The 21,947-nt window shown below is 36.0% G+C and carries 17 protein-coding genes; 9 read left to right on the top strand and 8 right to left on the bottom strand.

The window, feature by feature from the left end; translation table 11 throughout:
• Positions 1–226: 226 nt before the first annotated feature.
• The 5 genes from K319_RS0105825 (at position 227) to porW (ending at position 7,759) form a co-directional block, all read left to right on the top strand.
• Entirely contained in the window at positions 227–2,947 is a 2,721-nt protein-coding gene (locus tag K319_RS0105825) for a TonB-dependent receptor (protein WP_027382791.1), read from the top strand.
• Between the two features lie 88 nt (positions 2,948–3,035).
• Positions 3,036–3,938, top strand: coding sequence for a GLPGLI family protein (locus tag K319_RS0105820; RefSeq protein ID WP_027382790.1), 903 nt, complete (start codon positions 3,036–3,038; stop codon positions 3,936–3,938).
• A 73-nt stretch (positions 3,939–4,011) separates the two neighbouring features.
• A complete protein-coding gene (locus K319_RS0105815; RefSeq protein ID WP_027382789.1) occupies positions 4,012–4,533 on the top strand; it encodes a KdsC family phosphatase in 522 nt (173 codons plus the stop codon).
• A gap of 9 nt (positions 4,534–4,542) precedes the next feature.
• Positions 4,543–5,121, top strand: a complete 579-nt coding sequence (locus K319_RS0105810) for a Maf family nucleotide pyrophosphatase (protein WP_027382788.1) — start codon at positions 4,543–4,545, stop codon at positions 5,119–5,121.
• A gap of 79 nt (positions 5,122–5,200) precedes the next feature.
• Positions 5,201–7,759, top strand: coding sequence for a type IX secretion system periplasmic lipoprotein PorW/SprE (gene porW / locus K319_RS19885; protein ID WP_051230480.1), 2,559 nt, complete (start codon positions 5,201–5,203; stop codon positions 7,757–7,759).
• A gap of 36 nt (positions 7,760–7,795) precedes the next feature.
• Here porW and K319_RS0105800 read toward each other — a convergent pair whose 3' ends face one another.
• The 7 genes from K319_RS0105800 to K319_RS0105770 all read right to left on the bottom strand — a co-directional run bounded on the left by K319_RS0105800 (position 7,796) and on the right by K319_RS0105770 (position 16,139).
• Entirely contained in the window at positions 7,796–9,172 is a 1,377-nt protein-coding gene (locus K319_RS0105800) for a tryptophanase (RefSeq protein ID WP_027382787.1), read from the bottom strand.
• A 176-nt stretch (positions 9,173–9,348) separates the two neighbouring features.
• Entirely contained in the window at positions 9,349–9,963 is a 615-nt protein-coding gene (locus K319_RS0105795; protein ID WP_027382786.1) for a DUF502 domain-containing protein, read from the bottom strand.
• 11 nt (positions 9,964–9,974) lie between these two features.
• Entirely contained in the window at positions 9,975–10,556 is a 582-nt protein-coding gene (miaE, locus tag K319_RS0105790) for a tRNA-(ms[2]io[6]A)-hydroxylase (RefSeq protein WP_027382785.1), read from the bottom strand.
• A 173-nt stretch (positions 10,557–10,729) separates the two neighbouring features.
• Positions 10,730–11,116, bottom strand: coding sequence for an HU family DNA-binding protein (locus K319_RS0105785; protein ID WP_027382784.1), 387 nt, complete (start codon positions 11,114–11,116; stop codon positions 10,730–10,732).
• Positions 11,117–11,269: 153 nt separating this feature from the next.
• Complete coding sequence (locus K319_RS0105780) at positions 11,270–13,492, bottom strand: T9SS type A sorting domain-containing protein (protein ID WP_027382783.1); 2,223 nt, start codon at positions 13,490–13,492, stop codon at positions 11,270–11,272.
• Positions 13,493–13,634: 142 nt separating this feature from the next.
• The gene (locus K319_RS0105775; protein WP_027382782.1) at positions 13,635–15,032 is read right to left on the bottom strand and encodes a helix-turn-helix transcriptional regulator; all 1,398 of its coding nucleotides are present in this window, start codon (positions 15,030–15,032) and stop codon (positions 13,635–13,637) included.
• A gap of 12 nt (positions 15,033–15,044) precedes the next feature.
• Positions 15,045–16,139 (bottom strand): acyltransferase family protein, encoded by a 1,095-nt coding sequence (locus K319_RS0105770; RefSeq protein WP_027382781.1) that lies wholly within the window; start codon positions 16,137–16,139, stop codon positions 15,045–15,047.
• A gap of 116 nt (positions 16,140–16,255) precedes the next feature.
• Between K319_RS0105770 and mutL the strand changes: the two genes are divergently transcribed.
• The 4 genes from mutL to K319_RS0105750 are packed head-to-tail and all read left to right on the top strand — an operon-like array spanning position 16,256 to position 20,119.
• The gene (mutL, locus tag K319_RS0105765; RefSeq protein ID WP_027382780.1) at positions 16,256–18,022 is read left to right on the top strand and encodes a DNA mismatch repair endonuclease MutL; all 1,767 of its coding nucleotides are present in this window, start codon (positions 16,256–16,258) and stop codon (positions 18,020–18,022) included.
• 3 nt (positions 18,023–18,025) lie between these two features.
• Entirely contained in the window at positions 18,026–18,769 is a 744-nt protein-coding gene (locus tag K319_RS0105760) for a rhomboid family intramembrane serine protease (RefSeq protein ID WP_027382779.1), read from the top strand.
• Entirely contained in the window at positions 18,770–19,750 is a 981-nt protein-coding gene (locus K319_RS0105755) for an endonuclease/exonuclease/phosphatase family protein (RefSeq protein ID WP_027382778.1), read from the top strand.
• 18 nt (positions 19,751–19,768) lie between these two features.
• Complete coding sequence (locus tag K319_RS0105750) at positions 19,769–20,119, top strand: hypothetical protein (RefSeq protein ID WP_027382777.1); 351 nt, start codon at positions 19,769–19,771, stop codon at positions 20,117–20,119.
• 6 nt (positions 20,120–20,125) lie between these two features.
• Here K319_RS0105750 and K319_RS0105745 read toward each other — a convergent pair whose 3' ends face one another.
• The gene (locus K319_RS0105745) at positions 20,126–21,865 is read right to left on the bottom strand and encodes a tetratricopeptide repeat protein (protein WP_027382776.1); all 1,740 of its coding nucleotides are present in this window, start codon (positions 21,863–21,865) and stop codon (positions 20,126–20,128) included.
• Positions 21,866–21,947 lie beyond the last annotated feature (82 nt).

Here is a 21,947-nt window from a genome sequence, read left to right as displayed (position 1 = left end):
ATTGACCCGGAAAAAAATACTTCACTATTTATATTCATTATAAATAACTAGTATTTATTTTATAAATCATTTTCTCTTTACTATGAAATGAATCCCAGCATCTCTCCAAAGGCGGCTTTTAACAAGATCGCGCATTTAACTTTTGAATTTTTTATGACTCCAACAAAAACCTTGTAACATTTTGTAAAATTTTTCTACTAATGTTTTAGTGATATAATTAATGACTATGAAAAAAGTTCTATCTATCTTTTTTGTGATGACTTTTACTTTGATGGTATTTGCACAAAAAACAATTTCCGGAGTGATAACCGATGGTGATGGGAAAGCACTTGCAAGTGCGAGTGTAACTGTGGAAGAACCGGGCAAAAATGCCATTCTTGCTTACGGGATATCCAATGCGAAAGGAGAATATAAAGTGACCGTAACATCTTCTGAGAGTAATCTAGACCTGAAGATCAAGGCCTTCAATCAGAAACCAATCACACGGTCCATAAAAAATGAGGATCAGAAACTTAATTTCTCAATGGATTCTCAGGCTACCGAGATACAGGAAGTAAGGCTAAAAACAAAACTGATCACCAAAAAAGGAGACACTATTTCTTATGACCTCAAGTCTTTTGAAAATAAAAATGACAGAACTCTTGCGGATGTTTTGAAAAAGATCCCAGGAATCGAAGTTAATAAAGACGGAACAGTTCTTTATCAAGGCGAGGCTATCAATAAGTTCTATGTTAACGGGAAAGATCTTATGGAAGGCGGTTATGGAACTGTAAATAATTCATTGCCAAAAGATGCGGTTTCCAAGGTTGAGGTTCTTGAAAATCACCAGCCAGTAAGTATTCTTAGGGATAAAGTACCTTCCGAGCAGGCAGCACTTAATATCAAATTGAAAAAATCAGTAACGATGACTGGCCGTGGAGAAATTGGAGCAGGTTTCAGTCCGTTGCTTTGGAATGTGAAATTGACGCCTATGTTCTTTGGGCAAAAAAACCAGTGGGTCGTGAATTACAAGGCGAATAACAATGGAGAGAGTGTCGAGAATGAGGGTAATCTGCTGGCTTTTGGAAATCGATGGGAAGGAAAAAGAAGCCAGGTTTCAGCAAATCGCTGGTTAAATGTAGAGCAAGCCCAAACGCCAGATCTACCAGAAAAAAGATACTTGTTGAATAATGTACATTTTTTCTCTGCCAATTTATTGACAAGTCCTTTCAAAAATAAGGAATGGGAATTAAAGCTTAATACAAATTATACAAACAATGCTATCGAAAGAGATTCTTATTCTAATGAGACATTAGTTAATGGCTCAAGTATCATTAGGCAAATTCATAACGATTTTTACACTAATAAGGCTAAAGGAGAAATGATCTTCACGAAGAATGCCAAGAAAGGGTTTTTCAAAAACACTACAACCTGGACGGGAATGTGGGCTGATAATCAAGCAAATTCTTATAATTCTAACATCAACATTAATGCTGATGAAAATATGAATGCGCCGACCTTTAACTTTACCAACTCATTAAGTACTATTTTGCCCTGGAAAGACAAATTATTCAATGTGATGAGTTATGTAAGTGTCCAAAACGATAAACAAACATTGAGTACTACTCCGGGTAGATATTCTTCATTAATTCCTGATCCAGCTTTGTCAAACGATGATACTTTTGTGGTTAATAATTTTGATAAATTGCAACAGTATATTTCTTTGAAAAGCGTCAACACAACACACTCTGCATCAGTTGGGTTTAGTTACAGAAAATGGACTTTCACGCCTGAGGCCGGAGTTAGCGTCAATTTCAATTCGATGAAATCCAATCTCAGCGGAATTAATGGAAATGAATATACACTTTATGGCCTGGCTTATCAAAATAATATTGATTGGAACGAGGTACAGCCTTACACGCAAGTGGGCGTTAACTACAAATCCCAAAATGTTAATCTGAATCTGACTCTACCTGTAAATTTTTACGGGATTGATTATGATGATAACTTGAGAGGAACAGGGCAGGCAATTAATAAAACCAGATTCGAACCTACTATGTTTGGTTCTTATGATTTTGCATCATTTTTCAAAATTTGGGCATTTGGAAGTATTTCCAATAGTTTCGGGAATTTTGGTGATTTATATGCAGGTAATATTCTTACCAATCCAACTTTTGTGCAGGTTAAAAGCACTCAACTTCCTGAAAATACTGTTAGAAATGCAAGTACACGATTAGAGTATAGAAATCCTCTCAATAACCTTTTCTTCAATGTGAGTTACAGAATTGGAAATAATACTTCTAACTTGATTAATAATCAGACCATTCTGCCAAGTGGGACTATTCTATCAGCAATCGAAGAAAGGGATAATACCTCAACATCTAATAGTCAAAGAGCAGAAGTTGGAAAATATTTTCCAAAATTCAAAACCAATTTCTCTGTTAGCTTTACTAATAGTAATAGTACGAATTACAGTATGATTAGCGAAGTTGATGAGAACTTTGTTAAAATTTCAGAAAGTTTTTATACTACAAAAAATGAAGGACAGGCGTTTGGCTTAAAATTCAATAATACCTTTTTCAGCTGGTTAAGTGTGGATTATAACCTCTCTATGAATTGGAGAAAAAGTTCCGATAACTTTAGAAATATAACCAATAAAAACAGTGACTGGAATCACAATTTAGCCACCTATGTTTATCCATCAGACAATCATACATTTGGTTTTATTTGGGACGATATCACTACAACACTTGCAACAGAAAGCTATAGAAATTCCTTTTTTGATGTTTCTTATCAATATACTTGGGTTAAAAGAAAAATTGATTTTGAATTGAAATGGTTAAATATCGGAAACAAAAAGGTTTATGAAACAGTTTCAGTAAATACGAATACAAACTCTATTCGAAGAAATACTTATAACATCCGCCCAAGCCAATTCATGTTCACCGTAAAATTCAACTTCAAGTAACACACTATTTATTATAACCGAAAAGGTAGCGCAATTTTATTGTCTGCCTTTTTATTTTTCTTAATTTTAAATCACTAAATTTTTAGTCATGAAAAGAACACTATTTATTTTATCGATTTTCTTTGGCGTTTTATCATTCGCTCAAGGTACAAGGATCATGTATGAGTACAAGTTCGCATCTAACATCGAAAAAAAGGATTCCCTCGATACAGAACTGATGTATCTGGATATCAAAAAAGACGGCAGCAAATTCTATAGCCGACAAAAATTCGTCAGCGATTCTTTGAGAGATGTTTACATTCAGAAACAATTGGCGTCTGGTTCAGGTAATTTCAGCTATAATGATTCTAATGCCGGTAAAGTGGATTACACGGTCAACAAAACTTATCCGGACTTCAAAATAAATCTTCACGCTTCTCTTGGCCCCAATCGTTTTGATGTTTCAGATTCCAAACCAATGAACTGGAAAATTCTTCCAGACAAAAAAATGATTGACAAATTCGAAGTCCAGAAAGCAACTTTGGATTTTGGAGGAAGAACTTGGACCGCTTGGTTCTCACAAGATTTTCCATTTCAGGATGGTCCATACAAATTCCATGGATTACCCGGGTTGATTTTGGAAATGGAAGATTCTACAGGAACTCATATCTTCAAATTCGCCGGAAGCAAAAAATTTGATGAAGTGGAGAAAATCGAGAAAAAAGAAATTGCTCCTCCTGTTGGTGGAAGAATTGTAAGAATCGGTAATATGCCTGGAGGGAAAGAATTAGAGGTTTCGGAAGACCAATTCATAAAACAATGGAAAGAATATAAAAATGACCCGGTAAAAGATATGAGACAAAGCTTATCTATGCCCGGAGTGAAAATGAAACTCAATATCAATGGTAAAGAAATGACAGATCCGGCAGAAATGCTGAGAAATATGGAAAAATTCCAAAAAGATCAAATCAAACAGGATAATAACAAAATAGAACCGTCTCTTTATCCATAATTTCTACATAAATCCTTACTTTTATAGTCCTCAATTTTGGGGACTTTTTTTATGTCAATTTTAAAAAATTAAAATGAGTTATTTACCAAAACTTAAAAATATAAAAGCCTTCGTTTTCGATGTAGATGGCGTTTTCACAGACGGAAGCGTTTACCTTTTGCCAGATCGGAATATGTCCCGGGTGATGAGCGTTTTGGATGGTTATGCCGTTGTTCAGTCTCTGAAGCAGGGATACAAGATCGGAATTATCACTGGTGGTAACGACCCGATGGTAAAAAACAGAATGGAATATCTGGGAATTAAAGATTATTATGCAAAGTCTTCCCACAAAATCTCGGACTACGAAGATTTCAAATCAAAATATAATTTGCAAGATTCCGAAATACTAATGATGGGTGATGATATTCCTGATATTGGGATAATGAAGTTAGCAGAGATCTCTGCTTGTCCTGCCAACGCAGTTCCGGAAGTGAAAGCGATCTCAGATTATATTTCGCCAGTTTTTGGGGGGAAAGGTGCTGTGCGTGATGTGATAGAACAGGTCATGAAAGTCCAGGGTAAATGGAATTTGGACGAAGAAACTAAATCTGCTTAAATAATTTAAATGAAATTATTACTAGCTTCCAATTCGCCCAGACGGAAAGAATTGTTATCGCAATTGGGATATGAATTTGATATTGTTAAAATCGATGTTGACGAATCTTATCCTTCAGACTTGTTGCCAGAAAATATTGCAGAATATGTTTCAAATAAAAAAGCAAACGCTTTCGATATAAATTCCGGTGAAATTCTTTTGACTTCAGATACTATTGTTGCATCAGGACAAAAAATTCTTTTAAAACCCAGAAATGAAGATGAAGCTTTTGAAATGATCAAAAGTCTTTCAGGGAAAACACATCAGGTCTATACAGCTTTTACAATCAAAACACCGGATTCTGAAATCAGTAGAACAAACAAAACGGACGTCGAATTTTCGGAGATCAGTGATGAAGAAATCAATTTTTACATCAAAAATTATAAACCTTTTGACAAAGCAGGATCATACGGGATACAAGAATGGCTGGGAATGGCAAAGATCAAAAATATCTCCGGTTCGTTCTATTCTGTCATGGGTTTTCCTGTAGATCTGGTTTATGATGAACTCAGAAAACTGAATTGTTTTCCATGCAATTTTCAAAACTAACAGCTTTAAATAATTTTCCTTACAAAATTTCGTTATTTTTACAGATTGTTACTCAGATCTCCTATTTGAAATTAATTAGATGAGAAAATATTTATTAATTATACTTGCCGTTGTAAGCGTAGTTGCCTGTAATCCGCGTCATAAAAAGAAAAAGACGAGGAGCGGACCAGTCAATCGGTTTATGACCTACTACAATACTTTGTTCAATAGTAAGGAAGCTTTCAATGCTGAAATGGAAAGCAGAGATAAGGCTCATGTAGATAATTTCTACGACCCATATATCTCGGTTTATACAACCGAGGATGATGTAAACGCTTTACAAAGTGGAAGTCCGATGTCACCAGGTTCTAACGACCCGGATGCACCTCCGCCATTAAGAGGAGGACCAAGGTCTTCATCCTTCAATGATGTGAATGATAGAGCAGGAGGAATGGTCGGTGCTAATAATAACAATAAAAAAGGAGCATCGATACTGCAAATTACTGAAGCTAAAGCACAGAAGGCGATAACAAAATACTCGGTACTTGTCAATGGGGTAGAGAAGAACCAGAAGATCTTCGATGCTTATATTTTGTTGGCAAAGGCCAGAATGTATCAGGGAAAATATCTGGAATCTCTGGATGCATTGGGCTATATCTTCAACAACATGAGCAAAGATAAAAGGCTTCCTTTGGCAAGGATCTATCAGGCTGTAAATTATACAAAACTGAAAGAGTATTATCGTGCAGATGAGGTTTTCATAGACCTTGAAGAAAATCCGAAAATTAAACTGACCAAAGAGCACAAAAGGATCCTGAAAGTTTATCAGGCAGATAATTTCCTGAAATGGGGGAAAAAAGAATTGGCGGCGGAAGTTTTGGAAGATGCTTTTGCATATAACAAGAACAGAAAAACCAAAAGTAGAATTGCATTTTTAAGAGGCCAGATCCTCTCTAGCCTTAATAGAAAAAGCGAAGCAAGAGAATCTTTTGCAGCAGCTTACAAATATGCGAACAGCTATGAATTCGAAGTTAAATCTCAAATAGAAATTGCAAAAACCTTTGACGGAAAAGCTGACAGCTATGAAGAAGCAATGGCATATCTTGCCAAAATTGCCAAAAAAGGAACCTATGCTTCCCGTAAAAACGAATTATATTATGCCAGTGGATTGATTGCAACTTCCGCAACAAAAGATTCTATAGCAGATTCTTATTTCAGAAAGGCATTGAAAGAAAAGCAATCCGATCCACAGATCCGTGGTCTTACTTATGCTGAGATTGCTAAAAAATATTTTGCAAAAGACGATTATCTGACGGCAGGGGTTTATTACGACAGTGCTTTAGCTGTAATGACATACCAGCCTGAGAAAGAACGATTGACAGGCTTGACTGCCAATATCAAAAAATTGTCCAAGAACTATTATGTTGTTAAAAAGAATGACAGTATCCTGGCTTTGACCAAAATGTCCGATCAGGAGAGAAGGGATTATTTTGCAAAATATATCGAAAAGATAAAAGCAAAAGAAGCTGTTGAAGAATTAGAAAAGAAAAGAGCTGAAAGAAGCAAGGGCTTTGACAATTCTGATTACAATGCGAATTCTATCTTTGCCAATAATTCTTCTGATAGCGGCAGTTTCCAGAATTTTGGAATCTCCGGCGGATCGACTTTCTATTTTGCTAATTCCAGCAACATCCCAAGAGGTGAAAATGCCTTCAAACAAACTTGGGGAAACAGAACACTGATGGACAACTGGAGATATTCCGCAAAAACCACAACGATAGAGGAAATGAAGAATGAAGCTTTAGGGTTGGCCAATGCTCCGGATCCAAGAAGATTGGAACCAGAATTTTATATAGAAAAGATCCCGACCTCCAAAGTAGAACTTGACAAGCTGAAAAAGGACAGGGACACTGCAAGCCTGGGAATGGGAAGTATGTACGAAACCTACTTTGGCAATACAAAACTGGCTACGAAAACATTATTTGACCTGGTTGCAAATAAGCCGGATGAAGAAACAGATTTGCTGGCTCTATACAATATTTTTGTTTTCAATTATGAGAAAAACCCTTCTGAAGCTGAAAAAGCAAAAGCTTTGATCCTGGAAAAATACCCATACACTTCTTACGCAGAATTTGTTAAAAATCCGAAGAGTAAAGATTTTAACAAAACAACAGCTGATGTAGAAAAATTATATGCAGATGCTTATAAACTCTATGAAACCGGGAAATTTGCAGAATCATCCGCCATTATAGACAAAGCTATCGCAGACAATCCAAAAGATGCACTTGTTCCTAAATTCTATTTGTTAAATGCCTATAATGCGGGGAAAACTGCCGGAAAAGAAATCATGATCTTGCAACTGGAGCAAATCGTTCTTAATTATAAAAAGACGCCTGAAGGAAAAAAAGCACAAGATCTTCTCCGGTTCTTGAAAAGCGATGCAAAACTTGAGATGACAGATGAAAATGGTAACACAATTTCTCAAAAGCCAGTCGAATCTGTCCAGCCTTCAGAAGAAGAAATAAAAAGACAGGAAGAAATGAAAGCCTCCGCTCCTCAGGTAAATTTTGGACCAGGAAAACCCGGAACTAATGACTCGTCTGCCACCCAGCAGGCTACCATGAAGCAGCAGCAAAGACAAGAAAAAATAAAGAAATAAGGAAAAAGAGAGCAAATTAATCTGCTCTCTTTTTATTTATGCCTTGTCCAGCTGTACGGTAAAGTGTCTTAAAATTTCTGGTTCTCGTTTTATTTTATAGCCTTTTGTAATTGCTTCTCTTCTTTCAAAGACATTAATCACAGCCGCCGCAACATAATCCATATGATTGTTAGTGTAAGTTCGTCTTGGTATTGCGAGTCTTAATAGTTCTAATTTCGGATATCGATTTTCTCTTGTTTCCGGATCTCTGTCAGCTAATAATGTCCCGATTTCCACACCTCGGATTCCCGCTTCTTTATATAGTTCGATTGCTAAAGTTTGTGCAGGAAATTCTTCTCTTTTGATATTGGGTAAAAAATTAAGTGCATCAATAAAAACGGCGTGTCCTCCTATTGGCTTTTGAACAGGGATTCCGGCTTCCATTAGTTTGTTTCCAAGGTATTCAACCTGAGAGATCCTGCTTTCCAGATAAGGAAATTCTGTAGCTTCATCCAAACCATACGCAAGAGCAGACATATCTCTTCCAGCCATTCCACCATAAGTGATGAAACCTTCATAAATGATTGTGAAATTAGAAGCCTGTTCGAAGATTTCTCTATTCTTCAAAGCGATGAATCCACCAATATTTACCAAACCATCTTTTTTGGAGCTCATCGTCATTCCATCACCGTAAGAGAATAATTCTTTACAGATTTCCTTGATGGTTTTATCCTGTTGTCCAGCTTCTCTTTTCTTGATAAAATAAGCATTTTCTGCAAATCTCGCAGAGTCAAATAAAACAGGAATTCCATATTTCTCAGAAAGCTCCTTTACAGCTTTGATGTTTTCTAGAGAAACAGGTTGTCCTCCGGAAGAGTTGCAAGTAATTGTAATCAGACAAAACGGGATTTGTTCTTTTGGGTGAGCACTATAAACCGCTTCCAATTTTTCCAAGTCAATGTTTCCTTTGAATGGATGAAGATCATTAATATCAAAAGCTTCATCTATTGTGCAATCAACAGCGTGGGCTTTTCGGATTTCTATGTGACCTTTTGTGGTGTCAAAGTGTGAATTTCCTGGAACAATGTCGCCTTCTTTTACCATAACTGAGAATAGTACATTTTCTGCTGCACGACCTTGGTGCGTTGGTAGTAGATAAGGAAATCCAGTAATCTTTTCAACAGTTTGCTGTAACGCTTCGAATGAGCGTGAACCAGCGTAACTCTCGTCGCCGACCATCAATGCACCCCATTGTTTGTCACTCATCGCTCCTGTTCCGCTGTCTGTCAGCAAATCGATGAAAACGTGCGAGCTTCTCAGATTAAAAAGGTTGTAATTGGCATTTTTCAGCCATTCTTCGCGTTGTTCTTGTGTGGATTGATATATTTCTTCAACCATTTTGATTCTAAATGGTTCCGCATAAGGTAGTTTCATAATAAATATAAATGATGATTAATAATTGATAAATAATTGATAAATGATCTTTTATATTGATAATTGATGAAAAGTAAATCACAATAGGAAATCCTATGCAATAGATAAATATTTACACTGATAAATAATGACTCCCAAGAAATCAATTATCACTCATCAATTATCATTAATGAAAACTATTCTGGTGCTTTGAAAACGTTATCGTCTGAATGGAATCCGGCAACACCGCCACTTACAGCAAATTTCATTGCTTCGGCGGAACTCATTCCGGTTACTTCTTTGATATTAGAATATTGAGTAATGATAACCCAGCCAGAAACGGCATAAGAATGTGGCAGATAAACGGCTATCATGTGATCCATATTGACAGCAGACATATCTGTCTGTGTGAGAAATCCGATTCTCCAAATCTCCGGATTCTCATTGGTCTTCACCCAAACCGGATGATTAAATTTCTTTTTGTCTCCCACAAAAGATCCCATCACATCTTTGAGAGAAGTGTACAGGAATTTGATTCCAGGGATATGCTCCAGAACATAATCTACACCATCAACAATCATTCTGCCAATGAAAAACTTGTTCCCAAAAAAACCAATAAATGTTGTCCCAAAAATGACAATGAAAAATATAAGTCCCGGGAATTTTCCGGAAACCGAAGGAACCAAATTATCGATACTGAAAACAACCGTCCAGATCACCCAAAAAGTTACCGCCAAAGGACCAATAATAATCAATCCCTGAATAAATGAGCGTATAAAAAGACGTATGTAATCGTTAAAGTTTCGGTTCACTATTATTATGTTTATCCGTGGATGGTCTCTTTGTTGCCGTAAGATTGGATGATTTTGGCTTCATACTCCAGCCATTCTTCCCAACGTTGATTTACTTTTTCTGGATCTCCAATTTCTCTTGCAAATCCAATGAATGTTGTATAATGATTAGCTTCCGAAATCATCAGGTCGTTATAGAATTTCTTCAGTTCCTCGTCCTTGATATTCTCTGTCAATACTTTGAATCGTTCACAGCTTCTGGCTTCTATCATTGCGGCAAAAAGCATTTTGTCCACCAAAAGGTCCTTTCGGTCACCTCCTTTCACTATGAATTTTACCAGATCGTTTACATAATCATCTTTACGTGTTCGTCCGAGAACGCCTCCTCTCTTTTTGATGATTTCATGAACCTGATCAAAATGGTCCAGTTCTTCCTGAGCAATGGCTAAAAGTTCTGTTACCATCTCCGTATGTTCGGGAACCATAGTAATAAGACCAATGGCGTTGGTTGCAGCTTTTTGCTCGCACCAAGCATGATCGGTAAGGATCTCTTCCAGATTATCTTCTGCAATATTGGCCCAACGTGGATCTGTAGGAAGTTTAAGACGAAACATTTTTATATTTTTTGTAAAAATAACAATTTTATACTCAAAATTCCTTTAATAAACATGAATGTAAATAAAATTATCTAATAAAACATTTGTGTTTGGAACTAAAAAGGCAGTTCGATTTTCGAACTGCCTTTTTTTCTTCCCGCCTACAATTATTTTTTTTCTTTCCATTTGTCTTAGAACTGTTTTCTTTGAAAGGCTGCCAATTTTATCATATCTGAAAGCATCTTTCCCGGGCGGAAATTGATTTTGCTTTTTTTGACCTTCGAGGAAGTTACCTCTTCTTCGGTATCAGATGCTTCGCTAGAGATACTCATCTGCAGGGTGAAATAATCTCCTACCCTTACGATTCTGCCTTCGGAAAGGTCTTTCGTCACTTTGGTAAAACAGCTTTCCAGGACAGCAAGAATGTCCGCTTTGGATACAGTCGATGTTTCGGAAGCATAGGCGGCAAGGTCTTGCAGTCCCGTGTCTCCATCGCCGACCGCAACGGCATACCATTTTGCAGGATTGTTTGGCTTTTGCAAATTTTTTCTCTGGATAGTCTTGAATTTAATCGACATAATTTATGTTTTTAAAATTAGTATTTGTAAAATTGGTGCTTATGAGTTGTTTAAATCATAAGCAAGAGTTTACAAATTGATACGCATGGGTTTATACGGTCATGCGCATCAATTTTTTTAAAGCTCTTTCTAAAAGTTGCAAGCCTTATTAATTTATCTCTTAATCACTTTCTTCGTCACCACTTTTCCATTATTCTCTATGGTTACTATGTAAACACCTTTTGGTAAGGAAGCTCCATTGAAAACAAATGATTTTTCATTCTGATAGGTTTGGGTATAGACCGTTTTCTCTGCCATATCCGTTACTCTGAAAGTAACATTTCCTTCGACATTTTCCGGAAACTGAATGTTCAGTTCATCCTTGAACGGATTAGGATAGACAGTGAAATCAAATCTTTTCACATCTGCTACGGCCAGCGTCTTTTCTGCGATTTTGAATGCGGGGGAAACAATCTGCTCCTGCTTGTTTCCCGACGCATCGGTACAGATGACCTTTACATCAAACCAAGTATTGTCTTCCGGTACAATCACATCTTTCAATGATCCTTCATAATAATCCCCGAATGCAGGCATTTGAAAGTATTCAGGATAGTTGGTAAGCGGGAGCTCTGTCCAGCTGTTCTGATTGTGCTTGCTGTAGAAAAATTTTGCACTGTTTCCCAGGACATAATCATAGGAGTAATTATTATTTTGATCGATATTAAATTTGAAATCTCCGGCGGCTAACCGAACCGTTCCATCGGAACCTGTTGCTAAGCGGTCTGTTACTTGTCCTGCGGAATTGCGGAATTGCAGAAACTGTAAAGTCGGTGGAAAAGAATCCGGAATGTTCTTATCGAAGAATATCTTCGTTTCGTTTCTGCCAGCAATTTCATCTACAGATATGTTGGTGTTTGTAAAGGTAATATCATACTTTCCGCTTCCGAAAGAATAATTAGAAAACCCGGCATAATCTCCTTGATATACCGTGTTATTATTCTGTTTTACCTCAACTTGTGTAGTAATGAAGTCGGTTTCCCGTTTTTCTCCGAAGTGGCCGATATAATTTGTCATGAAGTTGACATCAATAAAAGCCGAAACATTTATCGGTGTGCTATTTCCGGGAATTATTTCTTCTTTTGAAGCAAAAGAGAAGCGAGGATGCTGTGGCAATATTTTCATTCCCTTACCATCAAAGTAGGTGAAGTCTGACAGAAAGAAACTGTTCAGGGAAGATGCCTGCGACCCGAAGACAACATCTCTGTTGGTTCCTTTAGAAATATGCCCCGTGCCAATTCCCAATGCTTGCTGCCCACCATTGGCTGCGGCTTCCTTTAAAACAGGATATACGAGAAAATTATCAACTGTATCAATAGGATTGTTCAGATAAAACTTCATCTTTTCATCCGTATTTGCCACATTTGAGTTAGAAAAAATAGTCCACCCAAACATGGGATATTTATTCATAATGTCTAGTGTTGCAAAGCCATAACTTGCAAGACCATTTTCCATTGCAAAGGCAGATGGCTGTATCTTCTGCGAATGAAAGACATAGTCCTGCGGATTGTTCTGTAATATCACAGGATTCGTTATTCCATTCAATCTTCCAAATTTGTTAAAATACAAATCATCGTTCTGTCCAATTGCAAAAACATTTGTGGAAAATGAGTATCGAGTGCTGACATCGTTTACATAAAAGCTATACGCAGGATCTTCATTCTCCTGATTTTTAAAACTCCAACCTAATGCATAAGTGGCTATACCTTGCTTAATTGGATTAAAATACACTCCAAAATCTCCCATAGAATAAACTGTATTACCCCCTGTGATCTCTCCGGTTTCTGAATCGATTAATCCCGGTTCAAGCATTTGTCCTGACTGGTTGTACATTTTGGATACAATATAGTTATCTGCTTCGTCAGGACTTACAATAATGGTCTTGTCCGATGCAACATCGACTTGTTCCCGGATAACAATATGGTCTTTTCCATTTTTGGAATATCCTAAAAAAACATCATAAATCCCTGCTGGCAAACTAAGCAGAATAGAAGTTGCTCCGGGCATCGTCTCAGGAAAGTAAAAATCACCATTCTCATTATAGATGCTTACTATATTTGGACCGGATTCTCCTTCTGTAGTATTGAGAGTGAGCGTGACGTTATTTTTGTTGTACTTTTCTGTTTTTTTCAGATGCGTGTTCTGGTAGATCTTTTGGTGATCTTTATCATAGCTTAAAATGTAAAGCTTCTTATTAAAGTTACTTTCAGCCTTATATCTGCTGTCTTTTGAGATATTTATCCGTTCAATGATCAAGCTTTGAGAAAATGCAAGCGTAGTAAAAATACAAAATAAAGCAACTAATAATTTTCTTAGATGCAGAAGGTCAGGATTTTTCATTTTTTAGAAGTTTAAATTTTCTTCAATTTTAAACAATAACTTTCAAAAAAAGTAAAAAACAGCCTACCTCACTTCTCCTTATTGCTGAAAATCAACCATATAAACTAATCCTAAATAAGATATATATAAAGAAATTTAAAAACTATATTTCGGAAAACCAGTTATAGATGTCAGTTTCGGAAGGGATATTGAGCTTTTTTCTGATATAGTATTTTTTGTTCTGAACGGATTTTGTCGTGATATTGATGTACTGAGCAATATTATGAGTCGGGATTTTGAGCTTCAATAAGGCACAAAACTCAAGTTCGGATGATATAAGTTTCGGATTTATTTTTAACAGCTTATTATTGAATTCAGGAAAGACCTCATTAAAATAAGGAACAAATGCCGGGTCATTTCTTTTCAGCATTTCCAAAAGCTTGGTATAATTTTCACTTTTAGGAAGTTCCGGAAATGATTGTCTTATATATTTTCTTTTTCTTAAAAACAAAAATATAATACTGACAACTATAATCATTGATAAAACCGAGAACAAATAATAATATTTGTTGCTGGATTTCTTTTCCTTTTCTTCTTCCAAAGTCTTATACAAAGAATTATTCCTTGTTTCGGAGATTTCAAGTTTCAGTGAGTCTCTCTTTGCAATGTATTTTACTGACTCATCTCTTCTTTTTAGTCCTTTGTATGTTTCAATTATATTGTCGTACAGATCCGGAATAGAGTTATTATTTTTTATGCTAGCATTTTTTTCAGCTTCAAGGAAATATTCAATTGCTTTTCTAAGATTATTTTTATCCTTTTCTACCATTCCTAAAATTAGAAAATTATTAAAGCGAATATCGCTTCTGTTATTATGCTCTTCTTTCGAAATGGATAATAGGGCATAGTACTTTGCCGAGTCTGCATTTATTTTATAATAGACGGTTGCCAAATTGGAGTAATCTAAAAAACGTTGTTTTTCCCGCTGTGGTTTATCTGGAAGTATGTTGGTCTCCTTGATGGCTAGTTTGACATATTTCAGCTGATTTTGGTAATCCTGTTTTGCGAGAAGATAATAATTACTGTATGCAAGATAAAGATTGGTTCTTGCCTTAACTGCAAAATAATCATTCTGATTCAAATTTCTTAGGGTTTTTAACCCTGTTTCGAGCTCCGTAAAAGCTAGGTCATATAGTTTATTATAAATATAATAATCGGCTATCCATGCAGCGGCATAGATTTGGTAAGTATAATTATGGTATTGGAGGCTTTTATCATTCAGTTTTTTGGCTTCTGATATTCCTCTTTCAATCTCATTTTTTGTCTTATAATAGAGGTATTGTGTATTAATTGCCAATAATTCGGATTCTTCATCTTTTAAATGGTAAGCTTCTTTTTCTAGAGATTTTGCTTCATTGAAGGCTTTTTCAGGGTTGTCAAAAAAAGCTTTATAATTTTCATTGGTTCTTTTCAGAAGTTTTTGCTGTACTGTGATTTGCTGGGAAAGCGAAAGTCCATTTCCAAAGAATAAAATCAAAATAATCAACAAGCAAGTTCTCATATTAATAGTGAATTAATTTCCAAATACTGTTTTCTCCCTCAAAAATCCCAAAATTTTCCAGCCAAGGTCGTCTATTTTTTTCAAGCCTTTTGAAATCAAAAAAGCCAGCAAAATATTAATCGGATAAATGATTAAAACTAATAAATACCAAGGCATAGAATCTTTCATCGGAACAACGAGAAAGTAAACCAAAGAGGAACTCATTCCTTGCCCGAAATAGAAGAAAATCGCATTTTGTCCAACATTGGTAAGGAAATTCGGTTTCTCAATTTTCAATCGGTTATAGAAAACAAATAATGTCACTAATGAAAACAATGTCCAAATGATATAAGGAATCTTCGGCGGAAATTTTTGTTTGTTGAGTTTATAGAACATATCACCTCCGTAATTCCAAAACATCCAGAACAAGGCGATTGCGACTAAACCGTATAGAACAGGAATCATTTTGCCCGGGATTTTCTTTCCTCTCATTCTATTAGCTATTAAGAAAACGGCCATATAAAATGCTACATACCCGACTTGTCCGCTTGGATAATATTGAGGAAATACATTGAATATCAAGGTTAAAGCTATACAAATCCCAATAAACCAATTGATGTGTCTAGGAAAAAATCTGAGAATCAAAACACCCAAAACAGTTAGAATATAATACACCTTCAAGTACCAGAAGCTTCCCATTACAACAGGAAATGTATCACAATTAGAATAACTGTGCAAATACCAATTCCCTAAAATATCCCATTGTGGCGTAGATGAAATGCTTGACGGCACATATTTGCTTCCAAATGTCGAATAGAAATCTTTCAGCCATTCCAACGAGAAAAATGTCAGTCCGAAAACTTTGAAAAGATAATCCAGAAGGAACAGAAACGTCACAAAGATCATATATGTGATTTGCAATTTCAACAACCTGTAAAGTGTTTTTTCAATATTATTCCCAGAAGTGATTCCGCTCAAAGCATAAAACAATGCGACATCGAAGACCAACGAAAATACCCTGGCTTCCGTAGGTATATAAAATTGTCCGCTCCAGAAAGCGGTATGGATAAAGATGATAGAAATAGTGGCAAAGCCTTTGGCAAAATCTATGTAGAGATCTCTTTTCATCAATTTTGATTAATTATCTGAGATTCAAAAATATCATTATTTTCCCAAATTCTTTATAATTATTTAACTTTTACCCCTCGATTCTTATCCTTATTTTTGAAAGTTCAATTGTAAAGATGTCAGATATCATTCAACTTTTACCGGATCACGTTGCCAACCAGATCGCTGCAGGAGAAGTCGTGCAGAGGCCTGCTTCCATTGTGAAAGAACTTTTGGAAAATGCTGTGGATGCAGGAGCGGACAAGATCCAGCTGATTGTTCGGGATGCTGGGAAAAACCTGATTCAGGTTGTGGACAACGGGATCGGAATGTCTGAGACCGATGCAAGATTGGCTTTTGAACGTCATGCTACATCCAAGATCCGTTCTACCGAAGATATTTTTAAGATTGCCACCAAAGGTTTTCGTGGAGAAGCTCTGGCTTCTATCGCTGCTGTTGCACAAGTTGAACTGAAAACCAAGCAGAAAGAAACACCTGTCGGAACCAATATTTATATAGAAGGTGGACAATTCCAATTTCAAGATCCAATCCAAACGGTTGAAGGTTCTAATTTTTCTATCAAAAATCTTTTCTACAACGTTCCTGCGAGGCGCAAGTTTCTTAAGAATGACAATGTAGAATTCCGTCATATTATTGATGAATTCCAGAGAGTTGCATTAGCTCACGAGACTATCGAATTCGAATTATTTCATAACGACGAACCTATTTTCAAACTGAGAAAAGGTGGACAAATGCAACGTATTGTAGATGTTTTCGGAAGGAAACTGCAACCGCTTTTGATCCCGATCAAGGAAGACTTGGGTTGGGTAGATCTGCACGGCTATGTTGCAAAACCCGAAGGTGCTAAGAAAGTAAGAGGTGAACAATTTTTCTTTGTCAACGGAAGATATTTCAAAAGTGCTTATTTGAGCAAAGCTGTTCAGGAAGCCTTTGAAGGATTGCTGTTGCCTGGTTATATTCCGTCGTTTTTTCTTTATTTGCAATTGGACCCGGAGAAGATCGATGTTAATATCCATCCTCAGAAAACAGAAGTTAAATTTGAAGATGAAGCCCTGATATTTGCATTGATGCGCTCTACCATCAAGCGTTCTTTGGGAATTTATAACGTTGCACCAAGCCTGGATTTTGAAAGAGACCCGAAAATGGAAGCGTTTTTCTCTCCAACTCCAAGCAAAGGTAATGCAAGTTCGCCAATACCTTCAGCAATTAATGTTGACAGGGATTTCAACCCGTTTTCTGTGGAGAAAACAACTGTAGAAGAAAGAATCAATCTTGCCGAACTATACCAAGCTACTGAAGCCGCCCCATCAAAAATTAATCTTTTTGAAGATGATGATCTAGACGAAGACCTTTTCCGATTGCCCAATGGTTATTGGCTTCTGAATAAAGACGGACAAACTTATATGCTGGACCTGGGAAGAATGCATCGTGTGCTGATGTCTTCTCATCAGGAGAATCTGCCAACCAAAAAAGCAGGGCAAAGCCTCTTGTTCTCTTTAGAATATCACTTGAATGAGATTGAAAAAAACAAATACAAATCCATCAAAAAATATTTGCCGGATTTTGGATTCGAAATGACTTTGGCTCAGGATAATGTTCTTAGAATAGAAACCGTTCCCGAAGCTTTGAAAGAATCCCAGGTCATCAAATTCCTAGAAAAGATATTCGAAGTTCTAGAGTACAGAACAGAGGAGGATTTTTATAAATATTTTGAATACCAATGGATCAAGCTGAAAACAAAATCAAAATTCGATTTCATTTATAAGACCGAGGTCGAGCAATTGGTAAAAGATTTTATCGATCTTGGGTTTCCACAATACACAGTAAATGGCAAGAAATGTTGGCTGGAAGTTCCTTTCGACGATTTTAAAAATAAATTTTAAACTATGTTCCCTCAACTCACACCTGTTACCAGAAATATAATCATTCTTAATGTGATTTTTTTCTCTGTAACCTATCTACTTCCAAACCTCAATCTGGATTCTTTATTAGCAGGATATTTTCCATTGTCTCCTAACTTCCAGTCTTGGCAGATCATTACACATATGTTTATGCACGGAAGTGTTATGCATATTGCTTTTAATATGTTGACTCTCTATAGTTTCGGGCCTGTTCTGGAACAAGTTTTGGGACAGAAAAAATTTATTATTCTGTATTTTGCCTCGGGCTTAGGTGGTTTTTTATTGTATAATCTTTGGAATTATTATGAAGTAACTCAATTGACGAGTTTTTTATCGAGCAACAATTTTGATATTCATGAGATTTATAAATATGCCAATTTTAATTATACTGGCGAGAGACCTATTAATTCTAACAATCCTGAAGTGATAGATGCTGCAAAAAAATTGTTTTTAATTCTTTCCACACCAATGGTTGGAGCCTCAGGAGCAATTTTTGGTGTGATTGCTGCATTTTCAACATTGTTTCCTGATGCAAAACTGATGTTTATGTTCATCCCTTTTCCTATCAAGGCAAAATATCTGACGCCGGTTATTATTGTGATTTCTCTTTTCTTAGGCTTTGGTCAGTTCAGTGGTGATAATATTGCCCATTTTGCACATCTTGGTGGTGCCCTGATCGGGTTTCTTTACATCTGGAACTGGAAGAAATACAGAGATAGAATCCAATAGATGGGAATCATAAGATCTATATTAACAGCCTTACACCTGGCGATAATTGTTCTTTTATTCGGAACGATAATGAATGCTTACATCCCGCCAAGAGTTTTTGGATTTCTGAATCTTTTATCTCTGGGATTCCCTTTATTGATAATTGCCGACATTTTATTATTGATCTTTTGGATTTTCAGTTGGAGAAAGAGAGCCGTTATTTTTTTAATTCTGTCATTGTTTTTCATTATCCCGACAAGACGTTGGATCAACTATACACCAACTAAAAAAGAAGTTCCCAATCTTAAATTGATTTCATTCAATGGAAAATTTGGAAAGTTTGGTGACGATGAGATCTATGATTATCTCAACCAACAGAAGCCTGACGTTGTTTTCTTCCAAGAGTATGATAACAAAAAGCCTTTGGATGGTTTCGGGTATTTTGAAAACAGCAAACCCATCACTAAGATCCAGTCCAAATTTCCAATTATAGAAAGTGGACCAATAAAAACAGACGCCAACAATGGAGTCTGTATGTTTGCCGATATCAAGATCAATAACAAGATGATTCGTTTTGTGAACGTCTATATGGAGCCTTTTTTTCTGGATAAAAAAATGGTGAAACCCACTAACGATATGGACAAAAATGAAGAAAAAGCCAGAAAGGTTCTTCATATGCTGATTCCGACATTCAAAAAACATCAGACCCAGATCGATCAGATCAAGGATTTTATAAATGATTCTCCTTATCCAGTAATTGTGGCTGGTGATTTCAATGCTGTTCCGAATTCTTATGAATATTACAAAGTGTCCGAAGATTTGCAAGATGTATTCTTAAAAGTAGGGAAAGGAAGCGGGACGAGTTTTCACGATTTCAAGTTCCCTCTGAAGATCGATCACGTTTTTGCTTCAGAATCAATAACGGCAATCAATTATAAAGTTGATAGAAGTGTCCGGATTTCAGACCATTTTCCGGTGATCGCTGAGTTTCATATCAAATAATTTTCGATATTTGCTGATATGAAACAGATCTTCTTTTTTCTAATTCTCGCTTCAGTATTGTCTTGCTCTAAAAATGCTCCGGTTCTTGATACCTCAGACCAATTGGATGCTGCCCCACAAATTACCTATGATACGACGGCCATCGATTCTTTTGGTCCGGGTGCAACATCGGAAAGTGTGATGGCGAAGATCAATGCGGTTGCAATAAAACGTGAAAAAGATAGTCTTGCTGCAATTGCAAAGGCAGAGCAGGAAAAACTCGACAAAGAGAAAGCTGAAAAAGAAAAAATTAAAAAGGAAGAAGATAATAAGAGCAAAACAGACAAAATAAATGAAGAGAAATCTGCAGAAGAGACAAAAATAGACTAATACCTCCTATATATTTCTTACAAAATCGTCCAGACTATCATCTTTTGTCAGCATCAATTTTTTCTTTAAGCGATAACGCGCATTTTTAACCGTTTCTGTAGAAACATTTAGAATTACAGCAACCTGCTTCATAGATATTCCCATTTTGAAATAGGCACACATCCTCAGATTATTTTCGGTAAGATCTCTACAAATAGATTTCAGTTTGCTGAAGAATTCGGGATGGACTTCATTGAAATGATGGATGAATTTTTGACTTTCTACTTCCGTATTCAGGTTTTTTCTTACAATGTCAATAATATTATCAGAAAAACCTTCATCTTCATTTCCGTCGATACCACTAGATTTTCCAGCTTTTTGTAAAATCTCCTGAAGCACATTATTTTTATTAGATAAAAGAAGAGAATAGGAAGTAACTTCCCGTACTTTGGCATCTAATAATTCTTTATGTTTTTCCTCCTGGATCTGCTGGATGGATTTCTCATAGATCAGCTGTTTGCGTAGTGCTTCTTTTTCTGATTCTTTGATAATAGACTGTTGTTTTTTCTTTTGATAAAAAATAATTGATAAACAAATTCCCATCAGGATAATAAAAACCGAGGATATAAGCGTAATTGTTAATTTTCTTTTTTCCAACATCGTTTTCTGCTTAGATATCATTAACTCTTTTTCCGCAGATGCCATGAATGCTGATACATATGCCTGATAAGAATCAATTGTTTTAGAATTACTTAATATTTTTTCCTTTTGGTCGTTATATTTTTTAAGATAAAAGAAAGCTTTGTCAGATGAGCCTTCCTTCTCATAAATTGTGTATTTGACATTATAAGCTAAAGAAAGCTGTTCTGCATTACCGATCTCTTGGGATAGTTTCTCTGCTTTTTCGATATAAGATTCTGCATCTTTAAAATTCCCGACACCCAAAGAATAAACACTTTCATTTATCAGGAGGGAAGTCATAAAAGACCTGTTTTCTATTTGCTCGCCTATTGTCATTGCTTTCTGATAATATCTATGTGCGGTATCGGGTTTGTTCTGTAACATATAAAGACCTCCGATGTTGAGGTATAGTACGGCAGAAACACCGAGGTTATTCAATTTATCGACAGCAGGTATCATTTTCACCATTCCAAGCACTGCTCTTTCAGGTCCGGCCTTTGTGAAGGCCTGAGCACAATACATATTGATCTGGGCCTTCAGATTCTCTGCCTCTGGGCTTTTGGTAGAAAGAGACTGTTTGTAGAATCTTTCGGAGATATCGAAATTTCTTGTTCTGAAACAAATAACACCCAATAACAGTTCCACCCGAGATTTAAACAAATGACTGTCAAGCTCCTTATATCGAACCAGAGCCTTTAAGGAATTGGTAAAACTGTCTGTATAATTTCCAGTAATGACATCATTATAGGCCAAAGAGTTTAGCAGCAATGCGTTTTCAAATGGGTATTTCTTCTCATCAAAAAATTTTAATTTAGAACGTATGATCGTATTGATTCTTGGATCGGAAACACCTTGTGCATAATTTGCGAATGATTTCCAATATAGATATTTGGGAACCAACTCAGGATGATTTGCGGAAATCTTTTCTAATACTTTTAGAAGATTTTGGGTATCCGAATCACGGATGAAGGCATTTTTACTTACCTCGTTGGAGATTGTTGCAAATTTTTGAGCATCTGTTGCTCCAAAACAATGACCACTAAAAAATAAAAAGAAAAATATAATGGATAAAAACCGCAATTGCATAGTAAAGTTAAATTTAGAATAAATTCTAATCCGAATTTATGAAATCCTATCAACAAGATGATGGGATTCCATAACTATTTAA

Source organism: Epilithonimonas caeni DSM 17710 (assembly GCF_000426465.1).
GTDB lineage: Bacteria > Bacteroidota > Bacteroidia > Flavobacteriales > Weeksellaceae > Epilithonimonas > Epilithonimonas caeni.
Note: the sequence above shows the minus strand (reverse complement) of the source record. Positions and strands in the feature narration are given on the sequence as shown.